Source organism: Pseudomonas sivasensis (genome assembly GCF_052938085.1).
Genome location: NZ_CP176442.1, coordinates 4,856,811 through 4,876,271 on the forward strand (window position 1 = coordinate 4,856,811; position 19,461 = coordinate 4,876,271).

Consider the following 19,461-nt stretch of genomic DNA (forward strand, 5'->3'; position numbering starts at 1 on the left):
CATGAGCCTGGCCCTCTCCCAACCACCGATGCGCAGGTTTTCCAACCTGCTGTACCGCAAGCCCAACCTGTATCTGGCGATGCTGTTGATACCGCCGCTGATCTGGTTCGGCGCGATCTACCTCGGCTCGTTGCTGACCTTGCTGTGGCAAGGCTTCTACACCTTCGACGACTTCACCATGGCGGTCACGCCGGACCTGACCCTGGCCAACTTCGCCGCACTGTTCCAGCCGTCGAACTTCGACATCATCCTTCGCACCTTGAGCATGGCGATTGTGGTGTCGATTGCCAGCGCCATCGTGGCCTTCCCGATTGCCTACTACATGGCGCGCTACACCACGGGCAAGACCAAGGCATTCTTTTACATCGCAGTGATGATGCCGATGTGGGCCAGCTACATCGTCAAGGCCTACGCCTGGACCCTGCTGCTGGCCAAGGGCGGCGTGGCGCAGTGGTTCGTACAGCACCTGGGCCTGGAGCCGGTGTTGCAGTTCGTGCTGGGTATTCCCGGTGTGGGCGGCAGCACCTTGAGCACCTCACACCTGGGGCGGTTCATGGTGTTCGTCTATATCTGGCTGCCGTTCATGATCCTGCCGATCCAGGCATCGCTGGAGCGTTTGCCGCCGTCGTTGCTGCAAGCCTCGGCGGATCTGGGCGCCAAGCCGCGCCAGACTTTTATGCAAGTGATTCTGCCACTGTCGATTCCGGGGATTGCCGCCGGGTCGATCTTCACCTTCTCGCTGACCCTGGGCGATTTCATCGTGCCGCAACTGGTGGGCCCGCCGGGCTACTTCGTCGGTGGCATGGTCTACGCGCAGCAAGGCGCCATCGGCAACATGCCCATGGCAGCGGCGTTCACCCTGGTGCCCATCGTGCTGATTGCGGTTTACCTGTCCATCGTCAAACGCCTGGGGGCCTTCGATGCACTCTGAGAAATCTTCGCTGGGACTAAAGATCGCAGCCTGGGGCGGCCTGGTGTTTTTACACTTCCCGATCCTGATCATCTTTCTCTACGCCTTCAATACCGAAGAGGCAGCGTTCAGCTTTCCGCCACAGGGCTTCACGTTGAAGTGGTTCAGCGTGGCGTTCGCCCGGCCGGACGTGCTGGAGTCGATCAAGTTGTCGCTGCAGATCGCAGCCATCGCCACCCTGATCGCCATGGTGCTCGGCACATTGACCTCGGCGGCGCTGTATCGCCGTGAGTTCTTTGGCAAGCAAGGCGTGTCGCTGATGCTGATCCTGCCGATTGCGCTGCCGGGGATCATCACCGGTATCGCGTTGCTCGCGACGTTCAAGACGTTGGGCATCGAGCCTGGGATGTTCACCATCATCGTCGGCCACGCGACCTTCTGCGTGGTGATCGTCTACAACAACGTCATCGCCCGTTTGCGGCGCACGTCCCACAGCCTGATTGAAGCCTCAATGGACCTGGGCGCCGACGGCTGGCAGACCTTCCGCTACATCATCATGCCCAACCTGGGCTCGGCGCTGCTGGCCGGCGGCATGCTCGCCTTTGCGCTGTCGTTCGACGAAATCATCGTCACCACCTTCACCGCCGGCCACGAGCGCACCTTGCCGCTGTGGTTGCTCAACCAATTGAGTCGCCCGCGGGATGTGCCGGTGACCAACGTGGTGGCGATGCTGGTGATGCTGGTGACGATGTTCCCGATTCTCGGTGCCTATTACCTGACCCGCGGTGGTGAAAGCGTGGCCGGGAGTGGCGGTAAATAACTTTTTTATTGAAGGCACCGAGCTCAAATGTGGGAGGGGGCTTGCTCCCGATAGCGGTGGGTCAGTTGTAGATGATGTGACTGAAAGACTGTCATCGGGGGCAAGCCCCCTCCCACATTTAGAGTCGGTTGCTTCAAGGAAATAACAATAGTTTGTGGAGAGCTGAACCATGCAAACCAAATTACTGATCAACGGCCAACTGATCGAAGGCGAAGGCCCTGCCCAAGCCGTATTCAACCCAGCCCTCGGCCGCGTACTGGTAGAAATCAAGGAAGCCAGCGAAGCCCAGGTCGACGCCGCTGTGCGCGCAGCCGATGCGGCGTTCGAAAGTTGGTCGCAAACCGCACCGAAGGACCGCTCGCTGCTGCTGCTGAAACTGGCCGACGCGATCGAAGCCCACGGCGAAGAGCTGGCCAAGCTGGAATCGGACAACTGCGGCAAGCCCTACAGCGCCGCGCTGAACGACGAGATCCCGGCGATTGCCGATGTGTTCCGCTTCTTCGCCGGCGCCAGCCGTTGCATGAGCGGCTCGGCCGGCGGTGAATACCTGCCGGGCCACACCTCGATGATCCGCCGCGACCCGGTGGGCGTGATCGCCTCCATCGCGCCGTGGAACTACCCGCTGATGATGGTCGCCTGGAAAATCGCCCCGGCCCTGGCCGCCGGTAATACCGTGGTGCTCAAGCCGTCGGAGCAAACCCCGCTGACCGCGTTGCGCATGGTTGAACTGGCGTCGGAGGTTTTCCCGGCCGGCGTACTCAACCTGGTGTTCGGTCGTGGGCCGACCGTGGGCAGCCCACTGGTGAACCACCCGAAAGTGCGCATGGTGTCGCTGACCGGCTCCATCGCCACCGGCGCGAATATCATTTCCAGCACCGCTGACAGCGTGAAGCGCATGCACATGGAGTTGGGCGGCAAAGCGCCGGTGATCATCTTCAACGACGCGGACATCGATGCCGCCGTGGAAGGCATTCGCACCTTTGGCTTCTATAACGCCGGCCAGGACTGCACGGCCGCGTGCCGCATTTACGCCCAAGCGGATATCTACGACGCATTTGTCGAGAAGCTCGGCGCGGCGGTCGCCAGCATCAAATACGGCTTGCAGGATGACCCGGCCACCGAACTGGGCCCGCTGATCACCGCACAGCACCGCGACCGCGTCGCGGGGTTTGTCGAGCGTGCGGTGGCGCAGCCGCATATCCGCCTGGTCACCGGTGGCAAGGCGGTGGACGGCAATGGGTTCTTCTTTGAGCCGACGGTATTGGCCGATGCACAGCAGGACGATGAAATCGTGCGCCGCGAGGTGTTCGGGCCAGTGGTGTCGGTGACGAAGTTCACCGACGAAGCACAGGTTTTGGGCTGGGCCAATGATTCGGACTACGGCTTGGCGTCGTCCGTATGGACCGCCGATGTAGGCCGCGCCCACCGTTTGGCCGCGCGGTTGCAGTATGGCTGCACGTGGGTGAATACCCACTTCATGCTGGTCAGCGAAATGCCCCATGGCGGTCAGAAACTATCGGGTTATGGCAAGGACATGTCCATGTATGGGCTGGAGGACTACACCACCGTTCGCCATGTGATGTTCAAGCACTGATTAAGCGCCTCCCCGGCACCTGCCTTGGGTGCCGGGTCCTACAACAATAAAATCTCAGGTTCCCACCAATGGACATCACCCGCCGCGACTTCCTCAACGGCGTCGCCATTACCGTTGCCGCAGGCATGACCCCACTGCAACTGCTCCAGGCCGCACCCGATGGCCGCTACTACCCCCCTGCCCTTACCGGCCTGCGCGGCAGCCATGTCGGCTCGTTCGAAGTGGCTCACCAGATGGGCTGGGAAAAGAAAGTGTTCGACACCGAGAAATTGCCGATCACCGAGGATTACGACCTGGTGGTGGTCGGGGGTGGCTTGAGCGGTTTGTCGGCGGCATGGTTCTACCGGGAAAAGCACCCCAAGGCGAAGATCCTGATCCTGGAAAACCACGACGACTTCGGCGGCCACGCCAAGCGCAATGAATTCCAGGCCGGTGGCCGCATGATCATCGGTTACGGCGGCAGCGAGGCGTTGCAGTCGCCGAACCATCTGTACAGCCAGGAAGTGAACGGGCTGTTGAAGAAGCTCGGGGTTGATATCAAGCGCTTCGAAACCGCCTTCGACCGTCAGTTCTACCCCAACCTGGGCCTGTCGCGCGGTGTGTTTTTCGACAAGGAAAACTTCGGCGAAGACAAACTGGTGACCGGCGACCCGACGCCCATGGTGGCCGACGATATTGCGCCGGACCAACTGCATGCGCGGTCCATCAGCGACTTCATCAATGACTTCCCCCTGCCTGCAGAGGATCGCCAGGCGCTGATAGACCTGCACATGACGCCAAAGGACTACTTGCCAGGTAAGACTGCCGAAGAAAAGGCCGACCATCTGGCGGCGACCAGCTACCGCAATTTCCTGCTCAAGGACGTAGGGTTATCGGAAGGCGCGGTGAAGTACTTCCAAAGCCGTACCAATGACTTCATGGCGCTGAGCATTGATGCCGTGGCAGCGGCCGATGCCTATAGCGTAGGTTTCCCGGGGTTTGCGGGCATGAACCTGGCACCGATCAGCGAAGAAGCCGCAGCGGAAATGGAAGAGCCCTACATCTACCATTTCCCGGATGGCAACGCCTCGGTGGCGCGATTGCTGGTACGTAGTCTTATCCCAGGCGTAGCACCGGGGCACACCATGGACGACATCGTGCTGGCTACCTTTGACTACGCCAGGCTCGACCAACCCAAGGCGGCGGTACGGCTGCGCTTGAACAGCACCGCCGTCAGCGTGCGTAACGTAGATGGCGGTGTGCATATCGGCTACAGCCGCGGCGGCCAACTCGCACAGGTGCGCGGCAAGCGCTGCATCCTGGCGTGCTACAACATGATGATTCCGTACCTGCTCAAAGACCTGCCAGCGCCCCAGGCCCATGCCTTGAGCCAGAACGTGAAATACCCGCTGGTGTACACCAAGGTGGTAATCCGCAATTGGCAGTCCTTCCAAAAACTGGGGGTGCATGAGATTTACGCGGCGACCCAACCGTACAGTCGCATCAAGCTGGACTACCCGGTGAGCATGGGCGGCTACGATCACCCAAGGGACCCGACGCAGCCGATTGGCCTGCACATGGTCTACGTGCCCACCAGTCCCAACAGCGGTATGAACGCCCGCGACCAGGCACGCGCCGGGCGGGGCAAGCTGTATGGGCAGACGTTCGAGCAACTGGAGGCGCAACTGCGTGACCAACTGCAACGCATGCTCGGGCCGGGTGGGTTCAAGCACGAGACGGATATTCTGGCGATCACGGTCAATCGCTGGTCACACGGGTATGCGAGCTTCTCCAACAGCTTGTTTGATGACGCAGATGAGAGCGAAGCGTTGATGAATCTGGCGCGCAAACCTGTAGGGCATGTGAGCATCGCCAACTCGGATGCGGCATGGAGTGCGTACGCCCATGCGGCGATTGATGAGGCTTTTCGGGCGGTGAGAGAGGTGGGCTAAGTCGAAATAGTCTGGCTAAACGAAGTCTTGTGGTGAGCGGGCTTGCCCCGCGCTGGGCTGCAAAGCGGCCCTGAAGCCAAATGCCGCACGTTTTCAAACAGCCTGCGTGGTTTTCATGGGGGCCGCTTCGCGCCCCGGCGCGGGGCAAGCCCGCTCACTACAACAGCATGCAACTCACTGACGACACAACTTGCTTCATATGAAGCGTTGATGAATCTGGCGCGCAAATCTGTAGGGTCTGTGAGCATCGCGAACTCGGATGTGGCATGGAGTGCGTACGCCCATGCGGCGATTGATGAGGCTTTTCGGGCAGTGAGAGAGGTGGGCTAAGTCGAAATAGTGTGGCTAAAAGACATCTTGTGGTGAGCGGGCTTGCCCCGCGCTGGGCTGCAAAGCGGCCCTGAAGCCAAATGCCGCACGTTTTCAGACGGCCTGTGTGGTTTTCATGGGGGCCGCTTCGCGCCCCAGCGCGGGGCAAGCCCGCTCACTACAACAGCATGCAACTCACTTGACGACACAACTTGCTTCATATGAAGCGTTGATGAATCTGGCGTGCAAACCTGTAGGCCATGTGAGCATCGCCAACTCGGATGCGGCATGGAGTGCGTACGCCCATGCGGCGATTGATGAGGCTTTTCGGGCAGTGAGAGAGGTGGGCTAAGTCGAAATAGTGTGGCTAAACGAAGTCTTGTGGTGAGCGGGCTTGCCCCGCGCTGGGCTGCAAAGCGGCCCTGAAGCCAAATGCCGCACGTTTTCAAACAGCCTGCGTGGTTTTCATGGGGGCCGCTTCGCGCCCCGGCGCGGGGCAAGCCCGCTCACTACAACAGCGTGCAACTCACTGACGACACAACTTGCTTCATATGAAGCGTTGATGACTCTGGCGCGCAAATCTGTAGGGCCTGTGAGCATCGCCAACTCGGATGCGGCATGGAGTGCGTACGCCCATGCGGCGATTGATGAGGCTTTTCGAGCAGTGAGAGAGGTGGGCTAAGTCGAAATAGTGTGGCTAAAAGAAGTCTTATGGTGAGCGGGCTTGCCCCGCGCTGGGCTGCGAAGCGGCCCTGAAGCCAAATGCCGCACGTTTTCAGACCGCCTGCGTGGTTTTCATGGGGGCCGCTTCGCGCCCCAGCGCGGGGCAAGCCCGCTCACTACAACAGCGTGCAACTCACTGACGACGCAACTTGCTTCATATGAAGCGTTGATGAATCTGGCGCGCAAATCTGTAGGGCCTGTGAGCATCGCCAACTCGGATGCGGCGTGGAGTGCGTACGCCCATGCGGCGATTGATGAGGCTTTTCGGGCGGTGAGAGAGGTGGGATTAGTCGAAATAGTGTGGCTAAACGAAATCTTGTGGTGAGCGGGCTTGCCCCGCGCTGGGCTGCGAAGCGGCCCTGAAGCCAAATGCCGCACGTTTTCAGACGGCCTGTGTGTTTTTTATGGGGGCCGCTTCGCGCCCCAGCGCGGGGCAAGCCCGCTCACTACAACAGTACGCAACTCACCTGACGACACAACTTGTTTCATATGCAACGCCATCACACAGCCATCAATCATTTTTCCTACACCATCGAACCGCTTAAGCTATCCGGCGTCTGTTTAATGTCCGTTGCGTTTGGCCGAAGGCATGTCCGAACCGTTATTTCTGATCCAGCACGTGCCAGGAACGGCGCGGGATTTGCTCACGACAGGTTGTCTCTATGCACCGCAGGAATTTGCTCAAAGCGTCCATGGCCATTGCGGCTTACACCGGTTTGTCGGCCAGCGGCCTACTGGCCGCGCAGGCCTGGGCCGGGAACCGTGCCGCCGACGGCAAGGCCGTGGCGTTCGATTTCGACGCACTGAAAGCCCAGGCCAAGCAACTCGCCGGAACCGCGTATAAAGACACCAAACAGGTGCTGCCGCCGACCCTGGCGACCATGACCCCACAGAATTTCAACGCCATTGGCTACGACGGCAAGCATTCGCTGTGGAAAGAGTTGAACGGCCAGTTGGACGTGCAGTTTTTCCACGTCGGCATGGGTTTCAAGACACCGGTGCGCATGCACAGCGTTGATCCGAAAACCCGTGAAGCGCGTGAAGTGCACTTCCGCCCTTCGCTGTTCAACTATGAAAAAACCACCGTCGACACCAAACAGCTGACCGGCGACCTGGGTTTCTCCGGCTTCAAGCTGTTCAAGGCACCGGAGCTGGACCGCCATGACGTGCTGTCGTTTCTCGGCGCCAGCTACTTCCGCGCGGTGGATTCCACCGGCCAATACGGCCTGTCGGCCCGAGGCCTGGCCATCGACACCTACGCCAAAAAACGCGAAGAATTCCCTGATTTCACCCAGTTCTGGTTCGAAACTCCAGACAAGGACGCCACGCGTTTTGTGGTCTACGCCCTGCTTGACTCGCCAAGCGCCACCGGCGCCTACCGCTTCGATATCGACTGCCAGGCCAACCAGGTGGTGATGGCGATCGACGCCCATATCAATGCGCGTACTGCCATCGAACAACTGGGCATTGCCCCTATGACCAGCATGTTCAGCTGCGGCACCCACGAGCGCCGGATGTGCGACACCATCCACCCGCAAATCCACGACTCGGACCGCCTGGCGATGTGGCGCGGCAACGGCGAGTGGATCTGCCGCCCGCTGAACAACCCCGCCAAGTTGCAATTCAATGCATTCGCCGACAAAGACCCGAAAGGCTTTGGCCTGGTGCAGACCGACCATGAGTTCGCCAGCTATCAGGACACTGTGGACTGGTACAGCAAGCGCCCAAGCCTGTGGGTCGAACCGACCACCGCCTGGGGCGAAGGCTCCATCGACCTGTTGGAGATCCCCACCACCGGCGAGACCCTGGACAACATCGTGGCCTTCTGGACCCCGAAGAAGCCGGTGGCGGCGGGTGAATCGCTGAACTATGGCTACAAACTGTACTGGAGCGCCTTGCCACCGGTGAGCACACCATTGGCCCAGGTCGACGCGACCCGTTCCGGCATGGGCGGTTTTACCGAAGGTTGGGCGCCGGGTGAACATTACCCGGACGTGTGGGCGCGCCGTTTTGCCGTGGACTTCAAGGGCGGTGGCTTGGACCGTTTACCGCCAGGCACAGGGATTGAGCCCGTGGTGACTTGCTCCCATGGTGAAGTGAAAGACTTCAGCGTGCTGGTGCTCGATAACATCAAGGGCTACCGCATCCTGTTCGACTGGTACCCGACCAGCGACAGCGTGGAACCGGTGGAGCTGCGCCTGTTTATCCGAACCCAGGACCGCACCTTGAGTGAAACCTGGCTGTATCAGTACTTCCCGCCGGCACCGGACCAGCGCAAGTACACCTGATTCAACTGTGGGAGGGGGCTTGCTCCCTCCCACATGCGTTCCACGTCGACTCTAAAACCGCGACACGCTCTTCATCGCCCCAATCAGATAACGCATCGCCACCTGATCGCTCTCGTTCAGAGCGCGATACTGCGCCAGCAACTCGACCTCATCCAAACTCAACCGGCGGCTACGCAAGGACACCCTGCGGGTCAAAAAAGACGCCACCAAACCTGCTACTCCATAGGACTTGGCCATGGACTGTTTCTCCTGATATCAATCAAATACTCCCGGCGCCCATCAACCATCTCCCGTGAAGCGCAATGCCTCCGTGGACAAACAGACTGACTCCCTGGGCCAGAAATCGGTCTTACCCTAAGCGTAGAAACAATCTCGTTACGTGTGGGATTTTTTTAGAGTATTCACTTAAAAAATTACTTCGGTAACAAATACCTACAGCGCCATCCCACAGCAACAGGCAAAAAAAACCCACCGGCTCAGGGTGGGTTTAGATGGAGCCAACGAAGGATCAATCCCTCAAGTCAGACTCATGAATCGGTTGATCCCGATGGGTCGCGCGTTGGTACTGAGCCGGCCAGATTGCTTTGCGCCCGCCCAAGTCATCGTCGGCGTGCAACGGCCAGTACGGATCGCGCAGCAGTTCACGAGCCAGGAAGATGATATCGGCCTGGCAAGTGCGCAGGATGTGCTCGGCCTGAGCCGGTTCGGTGATCATGCCCACGGTCCCCGTGGCGATGCCCGACTCCTTGCGCACGCGCTCGGCGAAGCGCGTCTGGTAGCCCGGCCCGGTAGGGATCTCGGCATTGGCGGCGGTGCCACCGGAGGATACGTCGATCAGGTCCACACCCAGGTCTTTGAGGCGGCGTGCCAGTTCCACGGTTTCATCGGGGTTCCAACCGTCCTCCACCCAGTCGGTGGCCGACACCCTTACGAACAGCGGCAACTCCTGGGGCCAGACTTCACGCACGGCCTTGGTCACCTGAAGCACCAGCCGGATACGGTTTTCAAAGGAACCGCCGTATTGGTCCTGCCGCTGATTGCTGATGGGTGAGAGGAATTGGTGCAACAGATAACCGTGAGCCGCGTGAATTTCCACCACCTCGAAACCCGCGGTGAGCGCACGTTTGGCAGCGGCGACGAAGTCAGCGATCACTTGCTGGATCTGCGCTTCGTCCAGTTGCCGCGGTTGGGTGTGTTGAGGGTCAAAGGCAATCGGCGATGGGCCTACCGGTACCCAACCACCGTCCTCCGGCTTGACGCTGCCATGCTTGCCGATCCACGGCCGATGGGTGCTGGCCTTGCGCCCGGCGTGGGCCAGTTGGATGCCAGCCACCGCGCCCTGGGCGGCGATAAAACGGGTGATGCGTTGCAGCGGTTCGATCTGTTGGTCGTTCCACAAGCCCAAGTCCTGTGCCGTGATGCGGCCATCGGCAGTCACGGCGGTGGCCTCGGTGAAAATCAGCCCGGCGCCGCCGACGGCACGACTGCCGAGGTGCACCAGATGCCAGTCATTGGCCAGTCCATCGTCACTGGAGTATTGGCACATCGGCGAGACGGCAATGCGGTTCAGGAGGGTCAATTGGCGCAGGGTATAGGGTTCGAGCAGCTGACTCATGGCGCACCTCTTCTGGGTTCTATGGGCACTGTTCAACAGTGCTTAGAGCCTAGTCGACAACGATCGATTGCACAGGGTTCAGACGGAAAGCGGGAGCCGATTGCCGGCTCCCGTGCTGCAGATACTTACATCTCGACCTGGGTGCCCAGCTCGATCACCCGGTTTACCGGAAGTTTGAAGAAGCGCAGGTTGCCGTTGGCATTCTTCAACATGAATGCAAACAAGGCTTCGCGCCAGCGCGCCATGCCTTCGATTTTCGAGGCAATCACCGTCTCGCGGCTGAGGAAGTAGGTGGTGCGCATTGGGCTGAAATCCAGATCATCCAAGTGGCACAACTTCAGCGCTTCGGGCACATCCGGCTCGTCGGTGAAGCCGAAGTGCAGGATCACGCGGAAGAACCCTTCCCCGTAGGAATCCACCTCGAAACGCCGCGATGCCGGGACGCGCGGGATGTCTTCATAGACCACCGTCAGCAGCACCACTTGCTCGTGCAATACCTGGTTATGCAGCAGGTTGTGCAACAGCGCATGGGGCACGGCATCGGGCCGCGCGGTCAGGAACACCGCCGTGCCCTGAACCCGATGGGGCGGCTGCACGCGAATACTGCTGATAAAGATCGGCAGCGGCAGGCCGCCTTCGTCGAGACGTTCCACCAGTAATTGCTTGCCGCGCTTCCAGGTGGTCATCAACACGAACAGCACGATCCCCGCGATCACCGGGAAGGCGCCGCCCTGGATGATTTTCGGTACGTTGGCCGCAAAATACAGCCCATCCACCAACAGGCAGCAGAGCAGTACCGGCACGGCCAGCACTGGGGGCCATTTCCACAGCAGCAACATCACCGCCGAGACGAGGATGGTGGTCATCAACATGGTGCCCGTCACCGCCACACCGTAGGCCGAGGCCAGTGCGTTTGAGGACTCGAAGCCCAGCACCAGCAGAATCACGCCGACCATCAGCGACCAGTTCACCGCGCCGATATAGATCTGGCCCTGTTCGGCACTGGAGGTGTGTTGAATGTGCATGCGCGGGATGTAACCCAGTTGGATCGCCTGGCGAGTCAAGGAGAACGCGCCGGAAATCACCGCCTGGGAAGCAATCACCGTCGCCAGGGTCGACAGAACCACCAGCGGGATCAGCGCCCAGCTCGGCGCCAGCAGATAGAACGGGTTGCGCGCGGCTTCAGGATCGCCCAGCAGCATGGCGCCCTGGCCGAAATAGTTGAGCACCAGTGCCGGCAACACCAGGATGAACCAGGCGCGGGCAATGGGCTTGCGGCCGAAATGGCCCATGTCGGCGTACAGCGCTTCGGCGCCAGTCAATGCCAGCACCACGGCACCCAGGATGGCCACGCCAATGCCTGGATGAGCCTCGAAGAAACGCACGGCCCACATCGGGTTCAATGCCTTGAGCACTTCGGGATGCTGACTGATGCCATAGATACCCAGCCCGCCCAGCACCAGGAACCAGGTCACCATCACCGGCCCGAACAGCTTGCCGATGCGATCGGTACCGTGTTTCTGGATCAGAAACAGCGCCACCAGCACCACCAACGCAATCGGCACAACCCATTTTTCCAGGCCGTCGAACGCCAGCTCCAGGCCTTCTACTGCTGACAACACCGAAATCGCCGGGGTGATCATGCTGTCACCGTAGAACAGCGCCGCCCCGCACAGGCCACACACGACCAGGAAACTGCGCAGCTTTTTACGTTCCCCCGCTGCCCGACGTGCCAGTGCGGTCAGGGCCATGATGCCGCCTTCGCCCTGGTTGTCGGCGCGCAGCACGAACAGCATGTATTTGATCGAAACGACCCAGATCAGCGACCAGAAGATCAGCGCCAGGATCCCCAAGACACCGTCATGGTTGACCTGAACCCCATACCCCCCGGTGAACACCTCTTTGAGGGTGTAGAGCGGACTGGTCCCGATATCGCCGTAAACCACCCCGACCGCCGCCACCAGCATGCCGATCGGCTTGGTGTTTGAATGCTCGGCACTTGCTGCCTGACTACTCGCGTGACCCATCAACCACTCCTGCCCTTTGACCTGAGGTCTCTTATAAACAACGCGCCTAAGCTGACCCTAGCATGCGCTGTTTTACTTCTCGTAACAGACGTTTTATTGACCCAAGGTTTTTACCCGTGCGCAACGGCGCGAAGCATAGCGCAGCACTCGTCACATTTCCCTGCATAAAGCTGGTCAAGTGAATTGCCCGTGGCTAGCATCGCGCTCTTTTCGATCACAGAGGCATACAGCACTGGTTCGCTGCCTGGCCGTGCGCGACCGGCCACATACAGAGGTCGGACGTGCCCTGCCCGTCACCAACGCCAGGCCCTGAACTTGCCATCGATTCAGATCCAGCTGATACAACAAGGACGTCTATGAGAAGAGTATTTATTGCTTCGCTGGCAGTGTTATCGCTAGCTCAAACATCACTGTCCTTCGCGGATAACCTCAACGGAAAAAATATCTACCTACAGCGATGCGCCATGTGCCACGGAGCGGACATCAAAGGCACGGGACCCTTGGCCAGTAAGAGCAACCCTCCGACACCAAACCTCACCACACCCGCGTTCAAGAAACGACTTAAGGATTATCCGGGCGTAATTGTGTCGTCGATAATACTTCGACCCAATGGAGATCTGATTCCAAAAACCTTGCGAGAGAACGGTGTGAAGCTGCCCCCGTTCGCTTGGCGGATTAATGATCTGCGCGATTTGAATCAGTACATGACGGGTGTGATTTCAATGAGTCGGTGAGCTTGAGGTAAGCGTTGGGCACTTATAGAACACGCCGGCCAGCAAAAGAGCACTCGTCGCATTTCCCCGCATAAAGCTGGTCAAGTGCGCTGCCCATCGCTAGAATTGCGCACTTTTTGATCAGAGGCACACCAAGTGCCCGTCCACCGCCTTGTCGTGCCCGACTGGCGGCGTCATTCAATACCGAGGTTAGACATGTCCACCACCATCGCAAAAGCCAACCCTAAGGTTGGCTTTGTTTCCCTGGGTTGCCCGAAGGCTCTGGTCGACTCCGAGCGCATCCTCACGCAACTGCGTATGGAAGGCTATGACGTTGTGTCCACTTACCAGGACGCCGACGTGGTGGTGGTCAACACCTGCGGCTTTATCGACTCGGCCAAGGCAGAGTCCCTGGAAGTGATCGGCGAAGCCATCAAGGAAAACGGCAAGGTCATCGTGACCGGCTGCATGGGTGTGGAAGAAGGCAATATCCGCAACGTGCACCCGAGCGTGCTGGCCGTGACCGGTCCGCAGCAGTACGAGCAGGTGGTCAATGCCGTGCACCAAGTAGTGCCGCCGCGCCAGGATCACAACCCGCTGATCGACCTGGTGCCGCCGCAAGGCATCAAGTTGACCCCGCGCCACTATGCGTACCTGAAGATTTCCGAAGGCTGCAACCACAGCTGCAGCTTCTGCATCATCCCGTCGATGCGGGGCAAGCTGGTCAGCCGCCCGGTCGGTGACGTGCTCGACGAAGCCCAACGCCTGGTCAAATCCGGCGTGAAAGAGCTGTTGGTGATCTCTCAGGACACCAGCGCCTACGGCGTCGACGTGAAATACCGTACCGGTTTCTGGAACGGCGCGCCGGTGAAAACCCGTATGACCGAACTCTGCGAAGCCCTCAGCAGCCTGGGCGTGTGGGTGCGCCTGCATTACGTTTACCCCTACCCGCACGTAGACGAACTGATCCCGTTGATGGCTGCCGGCAAGATCCTGCCGTACCTGGACATCCCGTTCCAGCACGCCAGCCCGAAAGTCCTGAAGGCGATGAAACGCCCAGCCTTCGAAGACAAGACCCTGGCGCGCATCAAGAACTGGCGCGAGATCTGCCCGGAGCTGATCATCCGTTCCACCTTCATCGTCGGCTTCCCCGGCGAAACCGAAGAAGACTTCCAGTACCTGTTGGACTGGCTGACCGAAGCCCAACTGGATCGCGTCGGCTGCTTCCAGTACTCCCCGGTGGAAGGTGCTCCAGCCAACCTGCTGGACCTGGCCGTGGTGCCGGACGACGTCAAGCAAGACCGTTGGGAGCGTTTCATGGCGCACCAACAGGCGATCAGCTCGGCGCGCCTGCAATTGCGTATCGGCAAGGAAATCGAAGTGCTGATCGACGAAGTCGACGAGCAAGGCGCGGTTGGCCGCTGCTTCTTCGACGCGCCGGAAATCGACGGTAACGTGTTTATCGACGATGCCAGCGGTTTAAAGCCGGGCGACAAGGTCTGGTGCACCGTGACCGACGCCGACGAATACGACCTGTGGGCCGAAAAGCGCGACTAACGCTGTAAAAATTTAAAAAAGCCCTGCTTCTGGACAAGATGCGGGGCTTTTTTACGTCTATCGTTTTGCCCATCAGCACCGATCACAGCAAGGGGCAGCGGGCATGCGTCAGCATTCGATTATCCATACACCTAAAATCAGCGACTACGCGGAGTTGGCGCGGATCTGGGAGGATTCGGTGCGGGCCACTCATGACTTTTTACCCGAGAGTTACATCGTACTGCTCAAGGGGCTGGTGCTGACCCGCTACCTGGACTCGGTGATGCTGATCTGCACCAAAGACTCACGCCAGCGCATCACCGGGTTTGCCGGGGTTGCGGCGGGCAAGGTGGAGATGCTGTTTATCGACCCGCAGCACCGTGGTCAGGGTCTTGGCCGACAGCTGCTGTGGTATGCGATCGAGCACATGAATGCCCAAGCGCTGGACGTCAACGAACAGAACCCACAGGCCCTGGGGTTTTACTTGAAACTTGGGTTCGAGGTGATCGGACGCACGGAGCATGATGGCTTGGGCCAACCTTATCCGTTGCTCCATATGCGTTTGCACCAGCTACAACAGCAGGAGCGTCAGGGCTAAATGAAATGGGGCCGGGATTAACCGCGCCCACACAGGTACAATAGCCGCCCCCTTTTGTTACGGCCCTTGTCATGACTGACCCCATACGCCTCTCCAAACGCCTTATCGAACTGGTCGGTTGCTCCCGTCGGGAGGCTGAGCTGTTTATCGAAGGCGGCTGGGTCTCGGTGGACGGTGAAGTGATCGACGAGCCGCAGTTCAAGGTCACGACCCAGAAAGTCGAACTCGACCCGGACGCCAAGGCGACAGTGCCTGAACCGGTGACCATTCTGCTGCACGCCCCTGCTGGCGTGGATGCCGAGACAGCCATGGCCTCGATCAGCGCCGAAACGCTCTCCGAAGAACACCGTTTCAGCAAGCGCCCGCTCAAAGGTCACTTCCTGCGCCTGACCGCCAGCGCCGACCTGCAAGCCAAGGCCAGCGGCCTGTTGGTGTTTACCCAGGACTGGAAGATTCTGCGCAAGTTGACCGCCGATGCCACCAAGATCGAGCAGGAATACGTGGTAGAGGTCGAGGGCGACATGGTTGCTCACGGCCTCAACCGCCTCAATCACGGTCTTACCTACAAGGGCAAGGAGCTGCCAGCAGTTAAAGCCAGCTGGCAGAACGAAAACCGCCTGCGTTTCGCGATGAAAAACCCGCAGCCAGGCGTGATCGCGCTGTTCTGTGAAGCCGTTGGCCTGAAGGTCGTGGCGATCCGCCGCATCCGTATCGGCGGCGTGTCCATCGGCAAGGTGCCGGTCGGTCAATGGCGTTACTTGTCCGGCAAAGAGAAGTTCTAAGCCGCTCCCCTTTTCTCGACACCGCCTGATGGGCGGTGTCCTCAGTTGAATACCAGGACTGCCCACCATGATTCACAACGACGTACTGCGCAGCGTGCGCTACATGCTCGACATCAGCGACAACAAGATGGTCGAGATCATCAAGCTCGGCGGCATGGAAGTAACCAAGGAAGACCTGCTGACCTACCTCAAGAAAGATGAGGAAGAAGGCTTCGTGTTCTGCCCGGATGAGGTCATGGCGTACTTCCTCGATGGCCTGGTGATCTTCAAGCGTGGCAAGGACGAAAGCCGTCCGCCGCAGCCGATCGAAACCCCGGTGACCAACAACATCATCCTGAAAAAGCTGCGTGTAGCCTTCGAACTGAAGGAAGACGATATGCACGCCATCCTCAAGGCTGCCGAGTTTCCGGTGTCCAAGCCGGAGCTGAGCGCACTGTTCCGCAAGTTCGGCCACACCAACTACCGTACCTGTGGCGACCAGTTGCTGCGCAACTTCCTCAAAGGCCTGACCCTGCGGGTTCGTGCGTAAGTCATGAGCTATCAGGTCTCACCCGTCGGCTTCGTACGCTCCTGCTTTAAGGAGAAGTTCGCCATTCCGCGCCAACCACAACTGGCGCCAGCGGCCCGAGGCGTGCTGGAACTGGTGGCGCCGTTTGACCAGGGTGAGGCAGTGCAGGGCCTGGAGCAGGTCAGCCACGTGTGGCTGTTGTTCCTGTTTCACCAGGCCCTGGAAGACAAACCACGCCTCAAAGTGCGCCCGCCACGCCTGGGCGGCAACACGTCCATGGGCGTGTTTGCCACCCGTGCGACCCATCGGCCCAACGGCATCGGCCAGTCGGTGGTGAAGCTGGACAAAGTGGAACCGGGCCGACTGTGGATTTCCGGGATTGATTTGCTCGATGGCACGCCGGTGTTGGATATCAAGCCGTATGTGCCATATGCCGATAGTGTCGCGGACGCCACCAATGGCATCGCCAGTGATGCGCCGAACCTGATTGGCGTGCAATGGCTGAAGACCGCCCTGCTGCAAGCACAAGACCACGCTCAACGCCTGGGAGAGCCTCTGGTGGAGTTGATTGATCAGTGCTTGGCGCAGGATCCCCGGCCGGCGTACCAAAAGCCTGGGCCTGAGCGCGAATATGGCGCGCAGTTCTGGGACGTGGATGTGCGCTGGCACTATCCCGAGGCGGGGATGATTTGTGTGCTGGAAGTACTCCCAGCCAACTGAATAAACCGGAAGCAAAATGTGAGAGGGGGCTTGCCCCCGATAGCGGTGTGTCAGTCAGAGATGTATCAACTGACACTCGCTCATCGGGGGCAAGCCCCCTCCCACATTTGGATCTTCTTTGTTGCTTGGTCAGCACATGGGCTGACGGGATTACTTCTCGACGAACGCACGCTCGATCAAGTAATCACCCGGCTCACGCATGCGCGGCGAAACTTTCAGGCCGAAGCTGTTCAACACTTCGCTGGTTTCATCCAACATGCTCGGGCTGCCGCACAGCATGGCGCGGTCGTCCTCGGGGTTGATCGGCGGCAGACCGATGTCGCTGAACAGCTTGCCGCTGCGCATCAGATCGGTCAGGCGGCCTTCGTTTTCGAATGGCTCGCGGGTCACGGTAGGGTAGTAGATCAACTTGTCACGCAGGGCCTCGCCGAAGAATTCATTCTGCGGCAGGTGCTCGGTGATGAACTCGCGGTAGGCGACTTCGTTGACGTAACGCACGCCGTGGCACAGGATCACTTTTTCGAAACGCTCGTAGGTTTCCGGGTCCTGGATCACGCTCATGAACGGAGCAAGGCCAGTACCGGTGCTGAGCAGGTACAGGTGTTTGCCTGGCTTCAAATCGTCAAGCACCAAGGTACCTGTCGGTTTTTTGCTGATGATGATCTCGTCGCCTTCCTTCAAGTGCTGCAATTGGGAAGTCAGCGGGCCATCCGGCACCTTGATGCTGAAGAACTCCAGATGCTCTTCCCAGTTCGGGCTGGCGATGGAGTAAGCGCGCATGAGCGGGCGGCCGTTGGGCTGTTGCAGGCCGATCATCACGAACTGACCGTTCTCGAAGCGCAGGCCCGGATCGCGGGTGCACTTGAAGCTGAACAGAGTGTCGTTCCAGTGATGAACACTGAGGACACGCTCGTGGTTCATGTTGCTCATGTACGGGTAACTCCTGGAAATGGGTCTGCGCCAAATGTAGCTGCGCAATTGCACAGCATTCTAATGGCGGCGACAATATCTGTTAACTGGATTATTAAGATAAGGGTTATCGGTTATATAGATATGCGATTTACTCTCCGTCAACTGCAAGTCTTCGTCGCCGTCGCCCAGCAGGAAAGCGTCTCGCGCGCTGCTGGCCTTCTGGCCTTATCTCAATCGGCAGCCAGCACCTCGATTACGGAGCTGGAGCGTCAATCCAGCTGCCAATTATTCGACCGCGCCGGTAAACGCCTGAGCCTCAACGCCCTGGGTCATCAGCTTCTGCCCCAGGCAGTAGCGCTGCTGGACCAAGCCAAGGAGATCGAAGACCTGCTCAACGGCAAGTCCGGCTTCGGCTCTCTAGCCGTCGGCGCGACCCTGACCATCGGTAACTACCTGGCCACCCTGCTCATCGGCAGCTTCATGCAGCAGCACCCCGAGAGCCAGGTAAAGCTGCATGTGCAGAACACTGCCAATATCGTGCATCAGGTTGCGCACTACGAAATTGACCTGGGTCTAATCGAAGGCGACTGCAGCCACCCCGATATCGAGGTGCAAACCTGGGTGGAGGATGAGCTGGTGGTGTTTTGCGCGCCTCAGCATCACCTAGCCAAGCGCGGAGTGGCCACCATGGAGGAGCTGACCCACGAGGCGTGGATTCTGCGCGAACAGGGCTCAGGCACACGCCTGACCTTCGACCAGGCCATGCGTCATCACCGCAGCGCGCTGAACATCCGCTTGGAGCTTGAGCACACCGAGGCAATCAAGCGCGCCGTGGAGTCGGGATTGGGAATTGGCTGCATCTCGCGCTTGGCACTGCGCGACGCGTTCCGCCGTGGCAGCCTGGTGCCGGTTGAAACCCCTGACCTGGACCTTGCGCGGCAGTTTTACTTCATCTGGCATAAACAAAAATACCAGACCTCGGCGATGCGCGAGTTTCTGGAGCTGTGCCGCGCATTCACCGCTGGGGTTCAGCGCAGCGACGAGATCGTGCTGCCGAACATCGCTTGATCGTTAGATCAGGATCACGGCCCACACCAGGGTAATCATGGTCAGTGCCACAAATTGCGCGGCGCTGCCCATGTCCTTGGCGTTTTTCGACAGTGGATGGCGGTCCAGGGAAATGCGGTCGATGGCTGCTTCTACGGCCGAGTTGAGCAATTCGACGATCAAGGCCAGCAGGCACACTGCAATCAGCAGCGCCCGTTCGACACGACTGACGTTCAGGAAAAAGCTTAGCGGGACAAGGATGACATTCAGCAACACCAACTGCCGGAACGCGGCCTCGCCAGTGAACGCTGCGCGCAGGCCATCCAGGGAATATCCCCCAGCATTGAAGATACGTTTGATACCGGTTTGACCCTTGAAAGGCGACATAGACGTAGGCAACTGAACCAAAGAAGTGGGGAAACTAGATC

The 19,461-nt window shown here is 59.5% G+C and carries 17 protein-coding genes and 4 pseudogenes; 16 read left to right on the plus strand and 5 right to left on the minus strand.

The window, feature by feature from the left end; translation table 11 throughout:
- Window position 1 precedes the first annotated feature (1 nt).
- The 9 genes and pseudogenes from ACKZ62_RS22400 (at window position 2) to ACKZ62_RS22440 (ending at window position 8,575) form a co-directional block, all read left to right on the plus strand.
- Window positions 2-931, plus strand: a complete 930-nt coding sequence (locus ACKZ62_RS22400) for an ABC transporter permease (protein ID WP_032891733.1) — start codon at window positions 2-4, stop codon at window positions 929-931.
- Window positions 921-1,730, plus strand: a complete 810-nt coding sequence (locus ACKZ62_RS22405) for an ABC transporter permease (RefSeq protein ID WP_447095846.1) — start codon at window positions 921-923, stop codon at window positions 1,728-1,730. The genes ACKZ62_RS22400 and ACKZ62_RS22405 overlap by 11 nt, the downstream gene beginning before the upstream one ends.
- 169 nt (window positions 1,731-1,899) lie before the next feature.
- Window positions 1,900-3,324: a gamma-aminobutyraldehyde dehydrogenase gene (locus ACKZ62_RS22410; RefSeq protein WP_447095847.1), complete on the plus strand. Its 1,425-nt coding sequence runs from the start codon at window positions 1,900-1,902 to the stop codon at window positions 3,322-3,324.
- 68 nt (window positions 3,325-3,392) lie between these two features.
- Entirely contained in the window at window positions 3,393-5,255 is a 1,863-nt protein-coding gene (locus tag ACKZ62_RS22415; RefSeq protein ID WP_447095848.1) for a flavin monoamine oxidase family protein, read from the plus strand.
- 201 nt (window positions 5,256-5,456) lie between these two features.
- A pseudogene (locus ACKZ62_RS22420) lies at window positions 5,457-5,585 on the plus strand (hypothetical protein); the annotation flags it as partial.
- Between the two features lie 202 nt (window positions 5,586-5,787).
- Window positions 5,788-5,916 (plus strand): annotated as a pseudogene (locus tag ACKZ62_RS22425) (hypothetical protein); the annotation flags it as partial.
- Between the two features lie 192 nt (window positions 5,917-6,108).
- A pseudogene (locus ACKZ62_RS22430) lies at window positions 6,109-6,246 on the plus strand (hypothetical protein); the annotation flags it as partial.
- Window positions 6,247-6,438: 192 nt separating this feature from the next.
- Window positions 6,439-6,612: pseudogene (locus ACKZ62_RS22435) on the plus strand (hypothetical protein); the annotation flags it as partial.
- A 337-nt stretch (window positions 6,613-6,949) separates the two neighbouring features.
- Window positions 6,950-8,575, plus strand: a complete 1,626-nt coding sequence (locus tag ACKZ62_RS22440) for a glucan biosynthesis protein D (RefSeq protein WP_032891741.1) — start codon at window positions 6,950-6,952, stop codon at window positions 8,573-8,575.
- 51 nt (window positions 8,576-8,626) lie between these two features.
- Here ACKZ62_RS22440 and ACKZ62_RS22445 read toward each other — a convergent pair whose 3' ends face one another.
- The 3 genes from ACKZ62_RS22445 to ACKZ62_RS22455 all read right to left on the minus strand — a co-directional run bounded on the left by ACKZ62_RS22445 (window position 8,627) and on the right by ACKZ62_RS22455 (window position 12,217).
- Window positions 8,627-8,812 carry a hypothetical protein gene (locus ACKZ62_RS22445; RefSeq protein WP_032891743.1) on the minus strand — a complete coding sequence of 62 codons (186 nt, stop codon included), beginning with the start codon at window positions 8,810-8,812 and terminating at the stop codon, window positions 8,627-8,629.
- Between the two features lie 271 nt (window positions 8,813-9,083).
- Window positions 9,084-10,190 carry an NADH:flavin oxidoreductase/NADH oxidase gene (locus ACKZ62_RS22450; RefSeq protein ID WP_032891746.1) on the minus strand — a complete coding sequence of 369 codons (1,107 nt, stop codon included), beginning with the start codon at window positions 10,188-10,190 and terminating at the stop codon, window positions 9,084-9,086.
- A gap of 125 nt (window positions 10,191-10,315) precedes the next feature.
- Entirely contained in the window at window positions 10,316-12,217 is a 1,902-nt protein-coding gene (locus ACKZ62_RS22455) for a potassium transporter Kup (RefSeq protein ID WP_032891749.1), read from the minus strand.
- 356 nt (window positions 12,218-12,573) lie between these two features.
- Between ACKZ62_RS22455 and ACKZ62_RS22460 the strand changes: the two genes are divergently transcribed.
- The 6 genes from ACKZ62_RS22460 to tsaA all read left to right on the plus strand — a co-directional run bounded on the left by ACKZ62_RS22460 (window position 12,574) and on the right by tsaA (window position 17,074).
- A complete protein-coding gene (locus ACKZ62_RS22460; RefSeq protein ID WP_095183977.1) occupies window positions 12,574-12,951 on the plus strand; it encodes a c-type cytochrome in 378 nt (125 codons plus the stop codon).
- Window positions 12,952-13,146: 195 nt separating this feature from the next.
- A complete protein-coding gene (gene rimO, locus ACKZ62_RS22465) occupies window positions 13,147-14,487 on the plus strand; it encodes a 30S ribosomal protein S12 methylthiotransferase RimO (protein WP_046384502.1) in 1,341 nt (446 codons plus the stop codon).
- A 103-nt stretch (window positions 14,488-14,590) separates the two neighbouring features.
- Window positions 14,591-15,064 carry a GNAT family N-acetyltransferase gene (locus ACKZ62_RS22470; RefSeq protein ID WP_032891753.1) on the plus strand — a complete coding sequence of 158 codons (474 nt, stop codon included), beginning with the start codon at window positions 14,591-14,593 and terminating at the stop codon, window positions 15,062-15,064.
- Window positions 15,065-15,135: 71 nt separating this feature from the next.
- Complete coding sequence (locus ACKZ62_RS22475) at window positions 15,136-15,846, plus strand: rRNA pseudouridine synthase (RefSeq protein ID WP_032891755.1); 711 nt, start codon at window positions 15,136-15,138, stop codon at window positions 15,844-15,846.
- Window positions 15,847-15,913: 67 nt separating this feature from the next.
- Window positions 15,914-16,375 carry a YehS family protein gene (locus ACKZ62_RS22480; RefSeq protein ID WP_122755676.1) on the plus strand — a complete coding sequence of 154 codons (462 nt, stop codon included), beginning with the start codon at window positions 15,914-15,916 and terminating at the stop codon, window positions 16,373-16,375.
- Window positions 16,376-16,378: 3 nt separating this feature from the next.
- Window positions 16,379-17,074 carry a tRNA (N6-threonylcarbamoyladenosine(37)-N6)-methyltransferase TrmO gene (tsaA, locus tag ACKZ62_RS22485; protein WP_032891757.1) on the plus strand — a complete coding sequence of 232 codons (696 nt, stop codon included), beginning with the start codon at window positions 16,379-16,381 and terminating at the stop codon, window positions 17,072-17,074.
- Between the two features lie 150 nt (window positions 17,075-17,224).
- On the opposite strand, the gene fpr is transcribed toward tsaA, so the two are convergent.
- Complete coding sequence (gene fpr, locus ACKZ62_RS22490; protein WP_003189055.1) at window positions 17,225-18,004, minus strand: ferredoxin-NADP reductase; 780 nt, start codon at window positions 18,002-18,004, stop codon at window positions 17,225-17,227.
- A gap of 123 nt (window positions 18,005-18,127) precedes the next feature.
- Here fpr and ACKZ62_RS22495 point away from each other — a divergent pair, with 123 nt between their 5' ends.
- Window positions 18,128-19,054 (plus strand): LysR family transcriptional regulator, encoded by a 927-nt coding sequence (locus tag ACKZ62_RS22495; protein ID WP_026013711.1) that lies wholly within the window; start codon window positions 18,128-18,130, stop codon window positions 19,052-19,054.
- 3 nt (window positions 19,055-19,057) lie between these two features.
- Here the strand turns inward: ACKZ62_RS22495 and ACKZ62_RS22500 are convergent, their stop codons facing one another.
- Entirely contained in the window at window positions 19,058-19,420 is a 363-nt protein-coding gene (locus ACKZ62_RS22500; RefSeq protein ID WP_032891758.1) for a diacylglycerol kinase, read from the minus strand.
- Window positions 19,421-19,461: the final 41 nt, after the last annotated feature.